The sequence below is a fragment of the Pseudomonas sp. TE12234 genome, from assembly GCF_054061835.1.
Genome location: NZ_JBSSEP010000023.1, coordinates 42,671 through 61,655, shown reverse-complemented (window position 1 = coordinate 61,655; position 18,985 = coordinate 42,671). Strand labels below are relative to the sequence as shown.

General features: G+C 62.1%; 14 protein-coding genes. 3 read left to right on the top strand and 11 right to left on the bottom strand.

The genetic code is table 11. The features are described from left to right. Window positions 1–263 precede the first annotated feature (263 nt). From ACVWYU_RS27000 to ACVWYU_RS26980, 5 genes are all read right to left on the bottom strand, one after another. Window positions 264–665 carry a heme-binding protein gene (locus ACVWYU_RS27000; RefSeq protein ID WP_390956506.1) on the bottom strand — a complete coding sequence of 134 codons (402 nt, stop codon included), beginning with the start codon at window positions 663–665 and terminating at the stop codon, window positions 264–266. Window positions 666–683: 18 nt separating this feature from the next. Continuing rightward, window positions 684–1,901, bottom strand: a complete 1,218-nt coding sequence (glcF, locus tag ACVWYU_RS26995) for a glycolate oxidase subunit GlcF (protein ID WP_248915177.1) — start codon at window positions 1,899–1,901, stop codon at window positions 684–686. Window positions 1,902–1,904: 3 nt separating this feature from the next. After that, window positions 1,905–2,969: a glycolate oxidase subunit GlcE gene (glcE, locus tag ACVWYU_RS26990; RefSeq protein WP_457374137.1), complete on the bottom strand. Its 1,065-nt coding sequence runs from the start codon at window positions 2,967–2,969 to the stop codon at window positions 1,905–1,907. After that, window positions 2,969–4,468 (bottom strand): glycolate oxidase subunit GlcD, encoded by a 1,500-nt coding sequence (gene glcD, locus ACVWYU_RS26985; protein WP_457374136.1) that lies wholly within the window; start codon window positions 4,466–4,468, stop codon window positions 2,969–2,971. Before glcD ends, glcE begins: the two co-directional genes overlap by 1 nt. Before the next feature lie 79 nt (window positions 4,469–4,547). After that, on the bottom strand, window positions 4,548–6,311 hold the full coding sequence (locus ACVWYU_RS26980; protein WP_457374135.1) for an L-lactate permease: 1,764 nt from the start codon (window positions 6,309–6,311) through the stop codon (window positions 4,548–4,550). A gap of 179 nt (window positions 6,312–6,490) precedes the next feature. On the opposite strand from ACVWYU_RS26980, the gene ACVWYU_RS26975 reads away from it, so the two are divergent. Then, on the top strand, window positions 6,491–6,727 hold the full coding sequence (locus ACVWYU_RS26975) for a hypothetical protein (RefSeq protein WP_090320064.1): 237 nt from the start codon (window positions 6,491–6,493) through the stop codon (window positions 6,725–6,727). Between the two features lie 125 nt (window positions 6,728–6,852). On the opposite strand, the gene ACVWYU_RS26970 is transcribed toward ACVWYU_RS26975, so the two are convergent. From ACVWYU_RS26970 to ACVWYU_RS26945, 6 genes are all read right to left on the bottom strand, one after another. Beyond that, window positions 6,853–8,385 carry an APC family permease gene (locus ACVWYU_RS26970; protein ID WP_248915173.1) on the bottom strand — a complete coding sequence of 511 codons (1,533 nt, stop codon included), beginning with the start codon at window positions 8,383–8,385 and terminating at the stop codon, window positions 6,853–6,855. Between the two features lie 179 nt (window positions 8,386–8,564). Next, on the bottom strand, window positions 8,565–9,605 hold the full coding sequence (locus ACVWYU_RS26965; RefSeq protein WP_090320072.1) for a heme-dependent oxidative N-demethylase family protein: 1,041 nt from the start codon (window positions 9,603–9,605) through the stop codon (window positions 8,565–8,567). Window positions 9,606–9,622: 17 nt separating this feature from the next. Further along, entirely contained in the window at window positions 9,623–10,591 is a 969-nt protein-coding gene (locus tag ACVWYU_RS26960) for a PDR/VanB family oxidoreductase (RefSeq protein ID WP_457374134.1), read from the bottom strand. Next, window positions 10,588–11,190: a dimethylamine monooxygenase subunit DmmA family protein gene (locus ACVWYU_RS26955; RefSeq protein ID WP_248915170.1), complete on the bottom strand. Its 603-nt coding sequence runs from the start codon at window positions 11,188–11,190 to the stop codon at window positions 10,588–10,590. Before ACVWYU_RS26955 ends, ACVWYU_RS26960 begins: the two co-directional genes overlap by 4 nt. 269 nt (window positions 11,191–11,459) lie before the next feature. After that, complete coding sequence (locus tag ACVWYU_RS26950) at window positions 11,460–12,896, bottom strand: sigma-54 interaction domain-containing protein (RefSeq protein WP_247257285.1); 1,437 nt, start codon at window positions 12,894–12,896, stop codon at window positions 11,460–11,462. After that, entirely contained in the window at window positions 12,893–14,023 is a 1,131-nt protein-coding gene (locus ACVWYU_RS26945; RefSeq protein ID WP_457374133.1) for a PAS domain-containing protein, read from the bottom strand. The genes ACVWYU_RS26950 and ACVWYU_RS26945 overlap by 4 nt, the downstream gene beginning before the upstream one ends. Before the next feature lie 1,042 nt (window positions 14,024–15,065). Between ACVWYU_RS26945 and ACVWYU_RS26940 the strand changes: the two genes are divergently transcribed. Then, window positions 15,066–15,938: a mechanosensitive ion channel family protein gene (locus tag ACVWYU_RS26940; protein WP_090320093.1), complete on the top strand. Its 873-nt coding sequence runs from the start codon at window positions 15,066–15,068 to the stop codon at window positions 15,936–15,938. Between the two features lie 68 nt (window positions 15,939–16,006). Then, entirely contained in the window at window positions 16,007–18,832 is a 2,826-nt protein-coding gene (locus ACVWYU_RS26935; protein ID WP_457374132.1) for an amino acid adenylation domain-containing protein, read from the top strand. The last annotated feature ends 153 nt before the right edge of the window (window positions 18,833–18,985 follow it).

Sequence of the window (18,985 nt, the reverse complement as noted above, 5' to 3'; positions counted from 1 at the left end):
CACTCCCGACCTTGCCGTAATGCTGTTCATTTAAGAGATAGAGCGAGCAATCAGTAACCTGTGGCGAGGGAGCTCGCTCCCGCTGGGGCGTGCTGGTGGGTACGGACTTAATGAGGCGGCAAACATGGCCTTTGCAGGAGACGCGAACCCTGTGGGAGCGGGCTTGCCCGCGATGATGGCGGCACATCCGGCATCGACGTGGCAGGCATGCCGCTATCGCGGGCAAGCCCGCGCCCACAATGCGTGCGGCGAAAGTGGCGCGTTCATTTCAGACACTGTGCCCCGACTTTCGCCACCTGCGCATCCTGCTCGGCCTTGACCCCGGACACCCCGACGGCGCCAATCACCTGGCCGTCGACCATGATCGGCACGCCGCCCTCCAGGGACGTCAGCAAGGGCGCCGAGAGGAAGGCATGGCGCCCGCCGTTGACCATGTCTTCATAGCCCTTGGATTCGCGCCGGCCCAAGGCCGAGGTGCGGGCTTTTTCGGTGGCGATGTAGGCGCTGATGGGCGAGGCGCCGTCGAGGCGTTCGAGGGCCAGCGGATGGCCGCCGTCATCGACTACCGCAATGGTCACCGGCCATTGGTTGTTCTGCGCCTCCTGCCGGGCGGCAGCGAGGATTTGGCCGACTTCGGCCTGACTCAGCACGGCTTTGCTTTTCATGGGGTTCTCCAGGGCTCGTTAAGGCAGGGCGGCTTCGACCAGTTCGATCCAGTGCCGGACAGGGGTGCGACCGGCGCCATCAAGGTGCGACTGACAGCCGATGTTGGCAGTGACGATCACCTCGGGATAACCGCTTTCCAATGCATTCATCTTGTTATCGCGCAGTTGCCGCGCCAGTTCCGGTTGGGTCAGCGAGTACGTCCCCGCCGAGCCGCAGCACAAGTGGCCGTCGGGCACGGTCGTCAAATTGAAACCCAGGCGTATCAGCAGCGCTTCCACCGCGCCACCGAGCTTTTGCGCGTGTTGCAACGTGCACGGGCAATGGAAGGCCAGGCGCTGGGCGCTGTGTATCCCCAGTTGCTCAAGGGGTTCGTCACGCAACACTTCGATCAGGTCCCTGGCCAGCGCGCTGACGGTTCTGGCCTTCTCGGCATAGACCGGGTCGCTGCGCAGCAGATGGCCGTAGTCCTTGATAAACGCACCGCAGCCGCTGGCGGTTTGCACGATGGCCTCGGCGCCTTTTTCGATGCTCGGCCACCAGGCGTCGATATTGTGCCGTGCGCGATCCAGGCCCGCGGCCTGCGCGTCCAGGTGATAGTCCACGGCGCCGCAGCAACCGGCCTCGCGACTCGGCGTGACGCTGATTCCCAAGCGATCCAGGACCCTCGCGGCGGCCACGTTGGTGTTGGGCGAGAGACTCGGTTGGACGCAGCCTTCGAGCATCAGCACCTGCCGTGTATGACGGGTGATGGGGCGCGGTTTGCTCGGCGCAGTGCTGCGCGGCAGTTTGCTTTGCAGAGTGCCGGGCAGCAGCGCGCGAAACACCTGGCCGCCGCTGACCACGCCCTTGAACAGGTGCGCATGGGGCACCAGCGTGCGCAAACCCTCGCGCAACAAGCGCTGGCCGACCGGACGCGGCACCGCCGCGTCGACCACGGCGCGGCCAATGTCCAGCAGGTTGTGGTAGTCGACCCCGGATGGGCAGGTGGTTTCGCAATTACGGCACGACAGGCAACGGTCCAGGTGTTGCTGGGTCTTTTGCGTGACCTCATTGCCCTCCAGCACCTGTTTGATCAGGTAGATGCGCCCGCGTGGGCCATCCAGTTCATCACCGAGCAGTTGATAGGTCGGGCAGGTGGCATTGCAGAAGCCGCAGTGCACGCAGGTGCGCAGGATGCCGTCGGCTTCTTCGGCTCGGGGCAGTTGACGGGCGCTGTCGCTCAACGTGGTCTGCATGGCTCAAAGCTCCGCGTACAGGCGACCGGGGTTGAAGATGCCCCGGGGATCAAGTTGCTGCTTGAGGTTCTGATGCAAGCGCATCAAGGCGCCGGGCAGCGGCTGGAAGGGGCTGTCGGTGAGCCCGTGGCTGTAGCAGGTGACATGGCCGCCGACCTCAGCGACGACCTGGCGAATGAACGCCGCGTCGGCGTCGGACTTGAGCCAGCGCTGGGCGCCGCCCCAATCGATCAACTGGCGGCCGGGCAACGACAGTTTCGGCGTGTTGTTCGGCAGCGACAGGCGCCACAGGGGCTGGTCTTCATCGAAGAAACTCAAGCGCTGTTCATTGAGGTCGGCCCAATACGAGGCGTCCAGCAACTCCCCGCCCAAGCGGTCGTGGGCCGCCGCCACCGACCCTTCGCCACCCTCGAGCCGCAAGTGCAAGCGCTGGCCGTCATGGCACGCGGCACTGATCGGCAACGGTTGCTGGCCCCATTCCCCGAGGCGCATCAGGGCGCGGTCGCTGTCCATTTCCAGGCTGATGCTCAAGGCTTTTCGGGGTTTGGGCAGGACTTTGAGCGAGACTTCGGTGATCACGCCCAGGGTGCCGTAGCTGCCGGCCATCAGGCGCGACAGGTCGTAACCGGCGACGTTTTTCATGACTTCGCCGCCAAAGCGCAAATGCTTGCCGTGGCCGGTGATCACCCGGGTGCCGAGCACGAAATCCCTCACCGAACCGGACCAGGGCCGACGTGGCCCCGACAGGCCACAAGCAATCATGCCGCCCACGGTGGCGCCATCGCCAAAGGCGGGCGGTTCACACGGCAGCATCTGCTGCGCGGCATCCAGTACTTGCGACAGTTCGGCCAATGGCGTGCCGCCGCGAGCGGTGATCACCAGTTCGGTCGGGTCGTAACTGACGATGCCCCGGTGCGAGCGGGTGTCGAGTATTTCACCCGCGGTCACCCGTCCCAGAAAGGCTTTGCTGTTGGAACCCTGGATGCGCAGGGGCGTGGTGTTTTGCAGCGCCTGATTGACCTGCTCCAGCAGCAGGCCGCTGTCATCGAAATCGCCCGTGCCTTGCATCAGAAGCGCTCCAGGTCGGGGAAGGGCAGCTGTCCGCCATGCACGTGCATGGCACCGAATTCGGCGCAGCGGTGCAGGGTCGGAATATTCTTGCCGGGGTTGAGCAGGCCGCTGGGGTCGAATGCTGTTTTGATCGCATGAAACAGGGTCAGTTCATCGCTGTTGAACTGCACGCACATCTGATTGATTTTCTCGCGACCGACACCGTGTTCCCCGGTGATGCTGCCGCCGACCTTCACGCACAGCTCCAGAATCTTGCCACCCAGCGCCTCGGCGCGATCGAGTTCGCCCGGTTGATTGGCATCGAACAGGATCAGCGGGTGCATGTTGCCGTCGCCGGCATGGAACACATTGGCCACCCGCAGGCCGTACTCCGTCGATAGCGCGGCGATGGCGTGCAACACGCCAGGCAGTTCGCGGCGGGGAATCGTCCCGTCCATGCAGTAATAATCCGGCGACAGGCGACCCACCGCCGGGAAGGCATTCTTGCGCCCGGCCCAGAAACGCACGCGCTCGGCCTCGTCCCTGGCCTGGCGTACTTCGGTGGCACCGGCTTGTTCCAGCACTTCACGCACACGATTGCAGTCGTCGTGGACGTCGGCCTCAACGCCGTCGAGTTCGCACAGCAGGATGGCCTGGGCATCGACCGGGTAGCCGGCGTGGATGAAGTCCTCGGCGGCGCGGATGGCCAGGTTGTCCATCATCTCCAGGCCACCGGGGATGATGCCGGCGGCAATGATGTCGCCGACGGCGCGGCCGGCTTTCTCAACGGAATCGAACGCGGCCAGCAGCACTTTCGCGGTTTGGGGTTTGGGCAGCAGTTTGACCGTGACTTCGGTGATCACCCCGAGCATGCCTTCGGAACCGGTGAACAGCGCCAGCAGATCAAGACCGGGCGAGTCCAGCGCGTTCGAGCCCAGGCTCAGGTATTCGCCGTCGACGGTGAGGATGTCGACCTTCAGCACGTTGTGCACGGTCAGGCCGTATTTCAGGCAATGCACGCCGCCCGCGTTTTCGGCGACGTTACCGCCGATCGAGCAGGCGATTTGCGAGGAAGGGTCCGGCGCGTAGTACAGGCCGTAGGGCGCGGCGGCCTGGGAGATGGCCAGGTTGCGTACGCCGGGCTGGACCCGCGCGGTGCGCGCAGCGGGGTCGATGTGCAGAATCTGATTGAAGCGCGCCATCACCAGCAGCACGCCCTTTTCCAGTGGCAAGGCGCCCCCGGACAAACCCGTGCCGGCACCACGGGCGACCACCGGCACCTGACGCTCATGACACAGGCGCAGCACGCCCTGAACTTGCGCAATGTCACGGGGCAACACCACCAGCATCGGCGTCGTGCGGTAGGCCGACAGCCCGTCGCATTCGTACGGTTTGAGTTCTTCCTGCTGATGCAGCACTTCCAGGTCCGGCCACTGCGTGCGCAGAGCCTGCAACAACCCGGCCTTGTCCACGTCCGGCAGCACGCCGTCGACGCGTTCATCGTAGAGAATGTTCATGGTCGCTTTACGATACTCCCTTCGTGAAAAGCCCGGACGATTGCCCGGGCATTTCGAGGCTGGCCAGGACCTGGGGCGATCAATGGCCGCCCACCACCAGGTGGCTGAACGGCGCCACATAGGCCTGCAACGTGACCAGCCCGCCAACCAGGATCGCCAGGATGATCGAGTGGAAGAACACGTAGCGCAGGATTTCCCCTTCATGGCCGTACCAGCGGGTGGCGGTGGAGGCGACCACGATCGACTGGGCATCGACCATCTTGCCCATGACCCCGCCGGAACTGTTGGCGGCGGCCATCAACACCGGGCTGAGGCCCAGTTGCTCGGACGTGACCCGTTGCAAGCCGCCGAACAGCACGTTGGAGGCGGTGTCCGAGCCGGTCAGGGCGACGCCGAGCCAGCCGAGCAGGGTGCCGAACATCGGGTAGAAAATCCCCGTCGCGGCGAACGCCAGGCCCATGGTGGCGTCCAGTCCCGAATAACGCGTGAGAAAGCCGAGGGCGAGCATGGCGGTGATGGTGATCAGCGAATAGCGCACCACCCATAGCGTTCGCAGGTATTGGCTGATCAGCTGCGGGATGGAGTAACCCATCAGCAATCCGCCGAGAATCGCCGCGAGCAGGATGCCGCTGCCGGTGGCGGTGAACCAGGTGAACTTGTACACCGCATCCTCGGTTTTCGGTGCCGGCACCACCGGCGGCACCTTCTCGATCTGCTGATGGATGGTGGTAAAGGTCAGGACCGGCGCGAATATCGGATTGGCCTCAGACAACGGTTTGCCCTGCGGGTCGAGCCTGGCCGAGTGGGTGGCCGGATCGATCGCCGGGCGCGTGTCGAACAGGTTCTTGAAGCCCTGGGTGCCCCAGGCGAAGACGAAGATGGTCAGGATGATCCATGGCATCCACGCACGCATCACCGCAGGTTTGGCATCGCTGGCAAAGGTCGCGTTCGGCTCGGCTTTGCTCTCATGCTCGGTATCGATTTTCGAATGGTCGACCCGTCCGGAAAGGGCGGCGGAGGTATGCACCGTGGCCGGTTTCCAGACCTTGAGGAACGCGGTCAGGCAGGCCATGGAAATCAGCGCGGCGATCACATCCACCAGCATGGGCCCGTGATAGTTGGACACCAGGAACTGCGGCACGGCAAAGGTGACCCCGGCCACCAGGATCGCCGGCCAGATCTCCAGCATCTTGCGCCAACCGGCGAAGGCCCAGATCAGCCAGAACGGTACGATCACCGAGAAGAACGGCAGTTGCCGGCCGACCATCATCGACAGTTCCATTTCATCCAGCCCGGTGACCTTGGCCAGGGTGATGATCGGCGTGCCCAGGGCGCCGAAGGCCACCGGCGCGGTGTTGGCGATCAGCGCCAGGCCAGAGGCGGCCAGTGGTGAGAAGCCCAGACCGATCAGAATCGCCCCGGTCACCGCCACCGGGGTCCCGAAGCCGGCCGCCCCCTCGAAGAACGCGCCGAAGCAGAAGGCGATCAGCAACAGTTGCAGGCGACGGTCGTCGGTGATTCTCGCCAGGGAATCCTGCAGCACTTTGAACGAGCCGTTCTCGGTGGTCAGCCGGTGCAGGAAGATGATGTTCAGCACAATCCAGCCAATCGGCAACAGACCATTGGCGGCGCCGTACAACGCTGCCGAACCGGCCATGTTGGCGGGCATGCCGAAGGCGAAGATGGCGATCAGCAAGGCGGAGGTGAGGGCGAGCAGCGCCGCCAGGTGCGCCTTGACGTGAAAAAATGCCAGGGAGGCCAGCATCACGACCACCGGCACGGCCGCCATGAGCGTTGAAAGCACCGGGTTGTTGAACGGATCGTAGACCTGCTGCCAGACCATGTTCCACCTCTGCTTATTATTGTTGGGCGTGCAGACCCCTGAGGGGAGGTGGCTTGTAGTATAGGTGGCATTACGCCGCTGTCAGGGTGCGCCTCTGGTCCTGTGAATCAGCGCTGTTTGCCGGGTCTGAGCTAGCATGGCCAATAGGGTCCAAATCCAGTACGGGGAGGAATGCCGCAATGACTGAGCGCCATCTGGTCCACAAGGAAACGCTGTCCAATGGATGCAGCATCGAGGTCAAGGCCGAAATCCTCAGGGACGGCTCGCTGGGGATGTTCATCGGTGTATACCGGCCGGACGGCACGGTCATTGACGAGAACCATGATCCCAAACCGCACATGATGGACATGGAGGCGGCGATGGATTGGGGCATCGATATTGCCAAGGGCATTGGCAATAGCCAGCGGACGTTGTAGGGGGGCCGCACAATTGCGTAGGACACAAAGCCCGCAGGAGCAGGCTTGCCAGCGAAGGGGCATTCAATGACGCCAAAAGCTTCGCCGGCAAGCCAGCTCCTACAGGTCGTTGAGGGGCGATGGCCTCAAGGCTGTTGCAGCGTTGCGCCGGTCACTCCCGTCGCGTTGGCCTTGGGTTTGGAGAACTTCCACGCATCACCCGCCGGCGCCGTGCCCTTGTCGTAAGGCTTGCCCAGCAGCATGTAGACCAGCCCGGCGCCCATCACCACCAGCGTGGTCAGGATCATCGAGTAGTTGATGTACCACGCCGCGTCGGGCGAGCGCGGCCAGACCATGTTGATGATGGCGCACACACCGTAGACCAGCGCGGCCAGGTTCACCCACAGGCCCCAGGCGCCGAGGGTGAATTGACCGTTCGGGCGCCAGCCCTTGGCCCGGGCGATCAACGCGGCGACCACGATCAACTGGAAGGCCACGTAGATACCAATGGCCGCGAAGCCGACGATGGTGGCCACGGCATCGGCCATGAACAAACCCAGGCAGACAATCGCCGCGGGCACCAGGCCGCTGACCAGCAGGGCGAACGACGGCACATGGTTGGCCGACAGGCGCTTGAACAGCGAACTGCCGACGATCATTTCGTCGCGGGCGTAGGCGAACAACAGCCGGCTGGCCGCCGCTTGCAGGCTCAACACGCAGGAAATGAACGACACCATCACCACGGCCATGACCAGGCGCGATCCGACCGGACCGAAGGCGTTGGCCAGGATGGTGGCGACCGGGTCGGTGTCTTCACCGGCCAGGACCTTGGCCATGTCCGGCACCGAGAGGATCAGCGCCAGGCAGGCGAACATCGCCGCCGCACCACCGATGTAGATGGTCATGCGCATGGCTTTGGGAATGCGCTTGCCCGGGTTGGGCGTTTCTTCGGCGACATCGCCGCAGGCCTCGAAGCCGTAGTACTGGAACAGGCCGGCCAACGACGCCGCGAGGAACGCCGGCAGGTACGAACCATTCACCTCGAGGTTGAAGGTGTTGAACAGCACGCTGAGCGGCTGATGACGCTCGAAGATCAGCAGGTAGCCGCCGACCAGAATCGCGCCGACCAACTCGCACATAAAGCCGAACATCGCCACCCGCGCCAACAGTTTGGTGCCCACCAGGTTCAATGCGGTGGAGAGCAGGATGATCGCCAGGGCGATGAGGATGTTGGCCTCGGGACCGGGCTTGAAGCCGAGCAGGATAGCCAGATACGGCCCGGCACCCACCGCGACCCCGGCGATGGTCGCGCACAAGGCCCAGGCGTACACCCAGCCGACCATCCACGCCCAGCGTTTGCCCACCAACCGGCGGGCCCAGGGGTACACCCCCCCGGAAATCGGGAATTGCGACACCACCTCACCGAAAATCAGGCACACCAGCATCTGTCCGGCGCCGATCAGCAGGTAGGACCAGAACATTGGCGGGCCGCCAGCGGCCAGGCACAAACCGAACAGGGTATAGACGCCGACGACCGGCGACAGGTAGGTAAAACCCAGGGAAAAGTTCTCCCACAGGCTCATGCTGCGATTGAAGTCCGAACTGTAGCCGAGGGCGCGGAGCTGTTCCGCATCCTGATCGGCGCTGACGCTTGCACGCGCGTTAGGTGAGCCACTCATGTTATTTCCTCATTATCAATGGCAGTGATTAAGGCTGGCGGGTGGGGCCGCTGTTGCTCCTGTGGAGCTTGTTGTTCTGTTCGCTGCACATCCGACCCGTGGGAGCCGGCTTGCCAGCGATGGCGTTTTCATGGACGCCTTTGCCGGCAAGCCGGGCTCCTGCGAAGGGCGGTTGCGATTCAAGCCTGCTGCTTCACTTCGCTGTCGCGCCCGTCGTCGTACTGCGAAAGCCACTCGACCGCCGCGTCGCGGTAGCGACTGAAGCCCTTGTAGTCGACCAGTTGCTGGTTCAGGTCGCGCAGCACCCGGTGCATGCGTCGGGCCCAGGCCGGGTTGGTGGCGATGTCTTCGAGGCTGAGCAGGTAGGTGCGGATCGGGAAGACGATGGCGTTGCTGCGCGGCAAGCGATGCAGGGGCTGCAACTCGATGCGCAGGTAAACCAGCTTGCCGGCGTTCTGCGCGGTCACGAGGGTCCGGTCCGGCGCCCATTCCGGCAGGCTTTCGGCCGAGACTTCGAGGCGTGGGTTGACCGTCAGCGACCAGTTCAGGCGGCGAACCGGATGCCCGGTGCGCAGGCGCAACAGGAACTTCAGCGCCCGGTCGAGCATGCCGATTTCCTTCACCAGCGGCACCGGGCCGTGGAACTCTTCCCAGCTCATGCCGAGGTTGAAACGCAGGGAATAATCGGCGCGCTGGGTAGCGATGCCCGCGCCCCAGTACAGCGTGCCGTCGCGCTCCTCCTGCAATACCCAGTCGCCCTGGGCCTGGCGGGTCACGTACTCCATCGGCTCGTAGGGCAGGGTGGCCGGATCGCCGAAGGTGAAGCGGTCGTCGATGTCCAGCAGGCGGTTGGTCCAGTGCCACTGGCGGCCTTCACGTTCGAGGCTGAAGTACTGCGGGTAGTCCCGGGCGTAGGATTCCATGATCAGTTCCAGCAAGTCCCACTGCGCTTCCATCATGTGCGGCGCCGAGACGTAATGCATGCCGGGGTCTTTCTCCAGGGTGATCGCCCGGTCACGGCATTCGCTGATGTAGTGCTCGTCGATATCGAATGCGGCGCGGAACGCACCGTCCCCCACCGAGACATGGGGCTCGAGGTTCATCGAGTACATGTAGTCGTCATCGGGGAACGGGAAGGGCGCGCGGGCGATGGTTTCCGGGCTGTTGGCGAAGGTGTAGTCGTCGCGGTAGGTTTCGTCGGGATTGAATTGGATATTCATTGTTTTTTCTCCGTCGATCAGAGGTCGATGACCAGGCGATTGCACTTGGCGCGAGATACGCAGGGCATGATTTTCTTGCAGCTGGTTTTGTCCTCGTCGGACAGCCAGTCATCGGTGTGCAGCAGCTCGCCGTCGAGCTCCAGCACCTCGGTTTCGCAGTGGCCACAGGCACCGCCGCGGCACAGGTAGGGCATGCTGTACCCGGCCGCTTCCACGGCTTCGAGCATGGTCTGGTCGGGCGAAACCTCGATGGTCGCGCCGCTGCGGCCGAGGGTGAAACTGAAGGCCTCGCCGCCGCTGCTCTGTTCCAGGAATCGTTCGAAGTGCACGTGGCTGTCGGTCCAGCCCAGGTCACGGGCAATGGTCAGGGTGGCATCGATCATGCTGTCCGGGCCGCACGCGTAAACGTGGCTGCCGAGCGGGCGATCAGCCAGTACCTGGCCGATGTCCATGCGCGCTTCGATGCCTTTGCGGTACAGGTGCACCTGCTCGCCATAGGTCGCCCGCAACTCTTTGCCGAGCCGCGCATGTTCTTCGCCGCGCACTGCGTAGTGCAGCTCGAACGGCACCTTGCTCAGGCGCAGCTCTTCCAGTTGGGAAATCACCGGGGTAATGCCGACGCCACCAGCGATGAACAGATGCAGGCGTGCCTGTTTGATCAGCGGGAACAGGTTGACCGGCGGCGTGACTTCGATCAGATCGCCTTCCTTGACGCTGTCGTGCAGGGCCACCGAACCGCCGCGACCGCTCTCTACCCGACGCACGGCAATCTGGTAGCTGCTGGTGTCGTAGGGCGAACTCAGCAGCGAGTAAGGGTTGCGCAAGGTGTTGCGGCCATTGGCGATCAGCACCACCACATGACTGCCACCGGAGAACGCCGGCAGGTGCTCGCCGGTCGGTGAGACCAGGGTGAAGCGCTTGATTTCCGGGGTCACCGCTTCGATTCGGGCCACGCGCAGATTCAAAGTCCCAGTGTTCTGGCTCATGTGTCGAGCTCCTCGGCAGGCGGCAGTTCGCCCGGTACTTCGGCATCGGCCTTGACCGCCTGAAACGCGGCCAGCCGCCGGGAATAGTGGTCGCGCACCACCAGCGTCAGACTGCAACCAGGGCAGTCGTAGACGCGTTGGGTGACGTTTTCGGTGTAGGTGTCGCAGTGCACGCACCAGACCCGGCGCACCAGCGTGCCGGAGTGTTCGCGCAGTACTTCGTCTCGATTGAGGTCAAAGCGAGTGGCCACTTGCATGGCGCTGCCCAGGAAACTTTCGGACCCGGCCAGGTAAAGTCGAGTGCCCATGCGTGCATCGAAGAGCAGGTCGTTCAGGGCGTCGATCAACGCCTGGTTACTGGCGAACAGCTCCAATTGATGGCCTGGGTGCTGCTGTAACCGGGCGAGAAAGTCCTGGCCGGAAAAGGACTCCCGGGAGTACAGCAAGGTAATGGGCCGGTCCAGCCCGGCCATCTCGTCGAGCAGGCGCAACATGGCGCGCCCGCCACTGCCTTGCCCTGCAATGATGTGCCGCGTACCGCCCGGCAGCGGTTGCAGCCGGTCATAGACTGGCCGGCTTTTGATCCCGGTGATCAGCATTCTTGTTATTCCTCCTGACTATCGGCTCGGCTGTTGAAAGCCGGCTGTGATGCAAAGCCCAACGACGGTGGGTTGCGATAGCAGGAGCACAGGGCGTGCCAGTTATTTAAGATGTTGAATTTAAAGGGTTTATTGTTTGTTTTTCGGTGGGGTACAGGCAAAAGTAACTGGATTTGTAGGCGTTTTTGCAGCACGCCGATGCAGCAAGGAACCTCCCTGCAGGCGCTGGCAAGCCAGCGCCTGCAGGACGGTGTTTACAGCCTTTGAGGTCAGTCGCGCTGCAATTTGCGAATCAGCGTGCCGATGTCGATCCCCAGATGCTGCGCCGCCTTGCGTTTGCTCCCGCACAGCTCCACGGCCTGGAGGATGACCTGGCGTTCGAACTGCTGGACCTGAAGCTTGAGGTTCTGCTCGAGGCTTTGCTCCGGGCCGTTCTCCGCCACTGCGGGTTTGAAACGCTGCTGCAAAGGTGCCGGGTGCAACAGTTCAGCCGGCAAATGATGCTCCTGCGCCTCATCGTCGGCGAGGACCGCCAGGCGTTCGAAAATATTCACCAGTTCGCGAATATTGCCCGGGAAGTCATAACCCATCAGGCGCTTGCGGCAACCGGCCGACAGGCTCAAGGAAGGTTCGCGATCTCCGTTGATGCGGCTGAGCAGGATGTCGATGAGGAACGGCAAGTCATCACGATGCTGGCGCAGGGGGGGAATTTCCACGGGCAACACGGCCAGGCGATAGTAGAGATCGGCACGAAATTCACCGGTGCTTACCAGATGGCGCAGGTCCTTGTTGGTGGCGGCAATCACTTGCACCTGCACGGTTTTGCTCAAGGGCGAGCCGACTGACTGAATGGTGCTGTCTTCGAGAAACTTCAGCAGTTTGGCCTGCACATGCAGCGGAATCTCGCCGATTTCGTCGAGGAACAGTGTCCCGCCGGATGCCGCCTCGATATAGCCTTGCTTGCCGCCTTGCAACGCCCCGGTAAACGCGCCGCGCTCATAGCCGAACATTTCCGACTCGAACAGGCTTTCAGGAATGCTCCCGCAGTTGACGTGAATGAATGGCCGATCGCCCCAACCGGCAGCTCGGTGAATGTGGCGGGCAATCGCCGTCTTGCCGACGCCGGGCTCACCCAGGAGCAACAGCCGCGCGCGTCGGCGGAAGGCACGCACGCCGGTGTCGGCGATGCTCGACAGCTGCGGTGAGAGGTGCAGGGCGCTGTCCTGTGGGTCGCGCAGGCCTTGCGGCTCCAGGGGGCGGCTGCCGAGCGCTGCCCGGCGCGGCGGCTGGCTGCCGTCGAAGTCCTTCTGGGTCAGCATCCGGAACGGTTTTTCGTAGGCGCCGGTGGGAATCGCGTGGGTGCTGCTGAGCAACACGCGTCCTTCCCGGGAGCGGGTCAGGGCGCTGTTGCCACCGCGATTGAGGGCGGTCAGCAAGTCGTCGTAATTCAAGGCCGAACGCTGGAAAAATTCAGTCTCGGGCAAGCCGATCGCTTGCTGCTTCGACAGGCGGTTGACGCGCTCGGCGGCAAGGTTGAGAAAGCGCACCCGGCCTTCACCGTCGGTGACGATCAAGGCTTCACTGAAGCTGTCGAGCAACGCGTGCAACGCCGGGGTTTCCAGCAAGGCACCCAGCACCTCGCTGCTGGCATTGACCGAAGAGCGCATACCCATTTGCAACGAGGGTGGCAGGTTCGAGTCTTTCATGGGTGCAACTCTTCGACGCGGCGAACGCCCTGGCTTTCGCGAAAGACCGCGACCCGCCATGCCACGCCCTCGCGAACCAGAATGCGCGAGCAATGCACGTTGAAATGGCGCTCGCGTCCGCGCAGGTCCGGCAGGGGCAGGTTGTGCCAGGTGCGTTCCGGCAAGGCCATGTCCAGCAGCAAGCGCGCGATACCGGCGCCATGGGAGATGCCGAAGGTGTCTTCAAAAGCCGCGTTGCGCCATTGCGGTTGCAAGTGTTCATCGATCACCAGCACGGCGTCGGGCACCGCATCGAACACCCGGCGCAAGGCATCGATGCGCTGCTCGGCGTCATGCTGCATGCGCAGTTCCTGGCTGACGTCGCGAATACTGCCCCACATCCGCAGCAGTTGGCCGTTGACGATGGTCGCCCGTACATCGTTCTCGACATAGGCCGGCGAGCCATCGTGGCGGCGATCCACCGAGAGCGCGCAGTCGACGCTGAAACCGGACTCGATCAAGCGCCGTACGAACTCTTCGTTGGCCGGGCTGCGCGGCCAGTAAAGGCGCACCGGCTGCTGGTTGAAGTCGACATCCGACGGCATTTCATAGACCTCGGCCATGGCACGGTTGCACAAGCGCCAATGGGAGTCGTTTTCGAACACCTGGCGGACTATTTCATCCGGGCAATTGTGGATGTCCACTGCTTCGGCGAACTCGATGCACCAGTACGCCACCTTCGCGCTCTGCAGCATCTGGCTCATCACTTCATTGGCGTTGTGCATTTCCCGCAGCCGATGGCCCAGGGATCCGAGGGGGATTTTCAGCAAGTGCAGGCGCGCCGGCTGTACCGAGCGCCACTCCAGCAATCCACTGGCGATCACGTGCAGCAGGCCACCGTTGTGACGAATCAGGGTGAGCTCCAGGCTGTGGATCTGTTCGTCCGCTGGCGGGTTGGCAAACAATGCTTGTACGGTGCGCACCGACTCGACACTGAAAATGCGTTCGATCGGTTGAGACAGCAGCTCTTCAAGCGCATAACCCAATTGATCGCTCAGGCTGGCGGACAGGTTGAGCAGTTGCCCGTCGGCACTGACGGTGCTTGCAAGAGGCTGGGCTTTTCTGGCCAGCAAATTCAGGATATCCATCGGTGGATCGGCTCGATTCGGCTAAGGGGTGGAGAAGGACGGGGCATTTCGCATGCCAATCTCGACAGCCACAAAACAGGGCATAGGGGAGAGACCGCTTCTCGAAGAGTGCTGCAGTTTTGCAGGTGTGTGTGCATTTACGCAGCGTTTGAGTCGAGCTTAAGGGCAATGCCAGGGCAGGCGGAACCTATCCGATGAATGACGGATTCAAGGCGGGCGGGCGATAGCATTTTTCCGTCCTGCCCCGTATTTCGCAGGATGAAATCGGTCTAAAAACACCGTCCCGGGCGCTGAGTGCTTTGCTACTCTGAAGGTGTAGGTGATGACGCAGACTGATGCGCAAGCGGATAGCGAGGAGGCGTGGGGCGCGCTCCGAAGGGTACACGGTTAGAAAGATCTCCGCGCTGAGATCCAGCCCTTATGCCGTGTGAAGCAGAACAGTACTTTTAGCTACAAGATGGTTCCATGACTGTTCTGTGGGAGGCCTGATAAACCTTGTAAGCCAGAGACCAGCGCTGGCCACCTACTTGATCTTCGAAGCCCGCCTTGAGCGGGCTTTTTAATGGAACTCACAAAATTCCGTCGGAGCCAGCCTGCTGGCGACGATCCCGAGTACGCCGCGATTAACCAGGCCATGCGCGTTATCGTTAACGACCATCGCTGGCAGGCCAGCTCCCACAAGGGACGGGATGTGTCCTAAGAGTTCATGTAGGAGCCAGCCTGCTGGCGATGGACTCAAGTACGCCGCGTTTAACCAGACCGCACGCGTTATCGTTAACGACCATCGCTGGCAGGCCAGCGCCTACAAGGACCGTGCCCGCACCGGTTCGGGGGCTTAAACCAGATTGATCGTCACGTCGTAATTGCGACCGGCCCACTTTTCCACCGTTATGTACGTTGCATGTGTCTCGAATCCGGGGTTGTGTATCGTTGTGCAGGTTCGCCGCTCGACTGTTCAGAGGGGTACAACGTTCGATCGACTGGCGGGGTTCGCCGGCTGTGCTAGCGTCTTGAGGTCGACCCTCATTTGCGAGCTCCCCCCATGGACGAGTCCATCGTTAATGTCACCACTGCCAAATTCAACGCCCTCATCGCTATCGTGCAGGCCTACGGAGCCGCGTTCGCAGTCAAGATTCTGACCGCCATAGCGTTCTGGATCGTCGGGCGCTGGCTGATCGGCTTTGCCGTCCATATGGTGCAGAAAGCCCTGGGCAAGCAGAGGGTAGACCCGACTGTGCTGCGTTACGTGGGCTCGGCGATCACGGTGACGCTGAACATCATCCTGGTGATCGGCATTCTCGGTTACCTCGGGATGCAGACCACCACCTTCGCCGCGTTGCTCGCTGCGGTCGGTCTGGCGATCGGCATGGCCTGGTCCGGGTTGCTGGCCAACCTGGCGGCCGGTGCCTTCATCATTGTCCTGCGCCCGTTCAAGGTGGGCGATTTCATCTGCGCGGGCGGGGTGACCGGCACGGTGACCGAAATCGGCCTGTTCGCCACGGCGATCAACACCCCGGACAACGTGCTGACCCTGGTGGGCAACAACAAGATCTTCAGCGACAACATCCAGAATTTCACCCACAATCCGTTCCGCCGTGTTGAACTCAAGGCACAGCTCTCCGGAGCGGCCGACTGGAAGGCGGCAGCGGCCTTGCTCAAGGAGAAAATCGCGACCATCCCCAACGTGCTCGCCGAGCCGGCGGTGGATGTGGAGATTCTCGAGTTCAACCTGGTGGGGCCGGTGCTGGCGGTGCGACCTTACTGCCATAACGAAAACTACTGGCAGGTGTATTTCGACACCAACCGCATCATCAAGGATGCCCTCGGCGAGGCCGGCTTCCCGGCGCCGATGCCAGCACAAACGGTGATTTTCCAGCAGGGCGCTACCTTGCCCGGAGCACTGACCAAGGAATGACGGCGTCAATTCGATTGCGGTCATGGGTACCGGGTCGCAATCGACTTCATGCGGAGCAGGATCAATAAATGCAGGATGTTCGCCCCAACCCAACGCAGCCCCTGGAATATTGTGTCGAACGTCCGATATTCATGGATTTCTTGCAGCAGGCCAGACGCACGCCTGATGCAACCGCAGTCATCGCTCACGATGTGACGTGCACTTATCGTCAACTGGAAGAGACCAGCCGGCGCATAGCCGGTTTGCTGATTGAACAGGGCGCCAGCGCGTCGGACCGGGTGGTGATCGTGTCGAACCGCTGTGCAGGCCTGGTCTACGCCATGCTCGGCGCCTCACGCGCCGGGCTGACGTTCAGCGTCGCCGACATGGCCTATCCTGCGGCGCGCATCGAGCAGATCATTCGCATACTGCAACCTTCATTTGTGTTGCTCTGCGGCGGGGCGACCTTCGACCCGGGGCATGGGCAAACCCAGCCAGGGGTTGCTCCTCCACGGGTGGTGAAGATTGCCGAATCGCCCAGCGAATCACTGCATGCCCATGCCGTTGATCCAGAGGATTTGCCGGCAGTCGACCCGGCACATCCGGCCTACATCACCTTCACATCGGGCAGTACCGGTGAGCCGAAGGGGATTGTCACGCACCATGCCCCCCTGGTTCATTTCATCGAGTGGCATACCCGGCACCATTCGCTGTCGGAAAGCGATTGTTTTTCCCTGCTGTCCGGACTGGGGCATGACCCCGTCTACAGGGACGTCTTCACCCCGTTGTCGATCGGCGCCAAAGTGGTCATCCCGGAGCAATCGCTCGTGATCGACCCATCGGCTTTGGCCACATGGCTGCATAAGCATGCCGTTTCGGTGATTCACCTGACGCCGCCCCTGGGCAAGCTCATAGAGGCGGGGGCAAAGATCAATGGCTCCAGATTCAACGATCTGCGCTATCTGTTCTGGGGCGGCGATGCCCTGAGCGATACCTTGTACGAACAGATGCGCGGCATTGCACCCGATGCAAAGAGCGTGAACTTTTACGGCACGACGGAAACGCCGCAAGCCATGGCGTTTCACCCGCTCGATCCCGCCGCCGACAATGCGCGGATACCCCTGGGCAAAGGCATTGACGGCGCACAACTGCTGCTGGTGAATGAGGCCGGTCAGCTGGCCGGCACCGGAGAGGTCGGGGAGATCCTGATTCGCAGTCCCTATTTGTCATTGGGTTACTGGGGCGACGCGGCAAAGACCCGGGACAGTTTTGTGGCCAATCCCTTTACCCATGCCCCGGACGATATTTGCTACAAGACCGGCGACCTTGGCACCTATCTGCCAGATGGCAGTGTCATGTTTCTGGGGCGCGGTGACAGTCAGGTCAAGATTCGCGGGCACCGAATCGAACTGACCGAAATCGAAGGCACCCTTTCGCGCCATCCCCGCGTCAAACAGTGCGTTGTGCTGGCGGCGAACGATCGTTCGAACGTGAGGCTGGTGGCCTATTGCGTTTCAACCGACCCTGTTTCCTCGGTTCAATTGCGTGAGCATGTCGGCAAGGAGCTGCCCGACTACATGGTGCCGGCGCAGTTCGTCTTCCTGGACGCCATTCCTCTGACACCGAACGGCAAGATCGATAAGCGGGCACTGGCTGCGGTGGGCGCCTCAACGGATGCGGCGTCCCCTGGCTCGAACCAGAACCTGTCGCCGCTGACGCTCAAACTGGCGGATGCCTGGTCTGAAATCCTCGAAGTCCCGTCTATCGATGCCAACCTGTCGTTCGTGGAACTGGGCGGCGATTCGCTGTCGTTTGTCCAGGCTTCAATGGTCCTTGAGCAGTTGATCGGGCATCTGCCTGATCGATGGGAAATGCTGCCGGTCCGTGATCTGGGTGAGCTGGCCAACACGGCGAAACCGTCGAGGCTGGCCATTCGGGCGATGGAAGTTCCCGTGTTGCTGCGGGTCATGTCCATCGTGATGATTGTGGTCGGGCATTTTCATCTGTTTTCCGATTGGGCGTTTTTCGGCGAGACGGCCGTGTTGTTCGCCGTGTCCGGTCTCAGCCTGGCGAGGTTCCAGGTTCAAGCCATCAATGAACGCGGTAACGCCAGTACGCTCCTCAAGTCCATGGCCAGTATCGCGGTGCCCACGGTCCTGTATACGGTGTTGACCCAGGTGCTTTTCGACAGGGTTCACTGGCCGTCAATCTTGATGATTTCCAACTGGTTTCCACCCAGGGAAATCGGCAACTTCACCTATTGGTACATTGAGGTGCTGTTGCAGATGATCGTGATCATCGGGATCGTGTTGTCGTTCGAGCGCGTCAGGAAAATCATCCTTTCCAATCCGTTCCGTTATTTGCTCATGGCGTCCTGTCTGCTGGCGGTGGCTGACCTGTTGATCAGTGCCTATGTGTTTGACGCATCAGCGCTCAATAACCGGGTGCCGCAGCATTACCTGGCGATCATGGTGCTCGGCATGGCCATTCACTATGCCGACTCCACCCGGCGCAAATGGCTGGCCAGTGCGGTGACGGTGATTGTGCTCGGTGGGCGGGACGTACTGGAGTTCTACGGACATGGCTTGCCGGCGGTTGGCATGAGCGAATACATCGATGTGGCGGTGCCAGCGGTGCTTGCGGTGATCTGGATCCGTTCCGTGCCCGTACCCGGCCTGATCGCGCGGGGGCTTGCCGCCATCGCCGCGTCAACGCTGTACATTTATCTGACGCACTTTCAATTCCAGTCCTTGGCCCGTCGCCTCAATGACAGCCCTGTACTGGCGGTGATTATCGCCATCCTTGGCGGGATCCTGGTCGGTTATGCCTGGAACAAGTTCGTTCGAATCGTTTTGATGCGCTTGAACGGTGCGGAGAAGAAGCGCCGTTCGCAAAAGATTGAACGGGTGGCCTGACGTCGGTGTTTTCGTCAGGTCGCCACTTCACGGCTATCCTGTTTTTCATGCGTTTGATGCTGTACCGCGTCGTTAACCGGAATCAACGGTTGTCTGGATGATGGGTCCCTTCCGGCAAGGACAGGGTCTTGCGGCGTCCCACGGGCTTTCCTG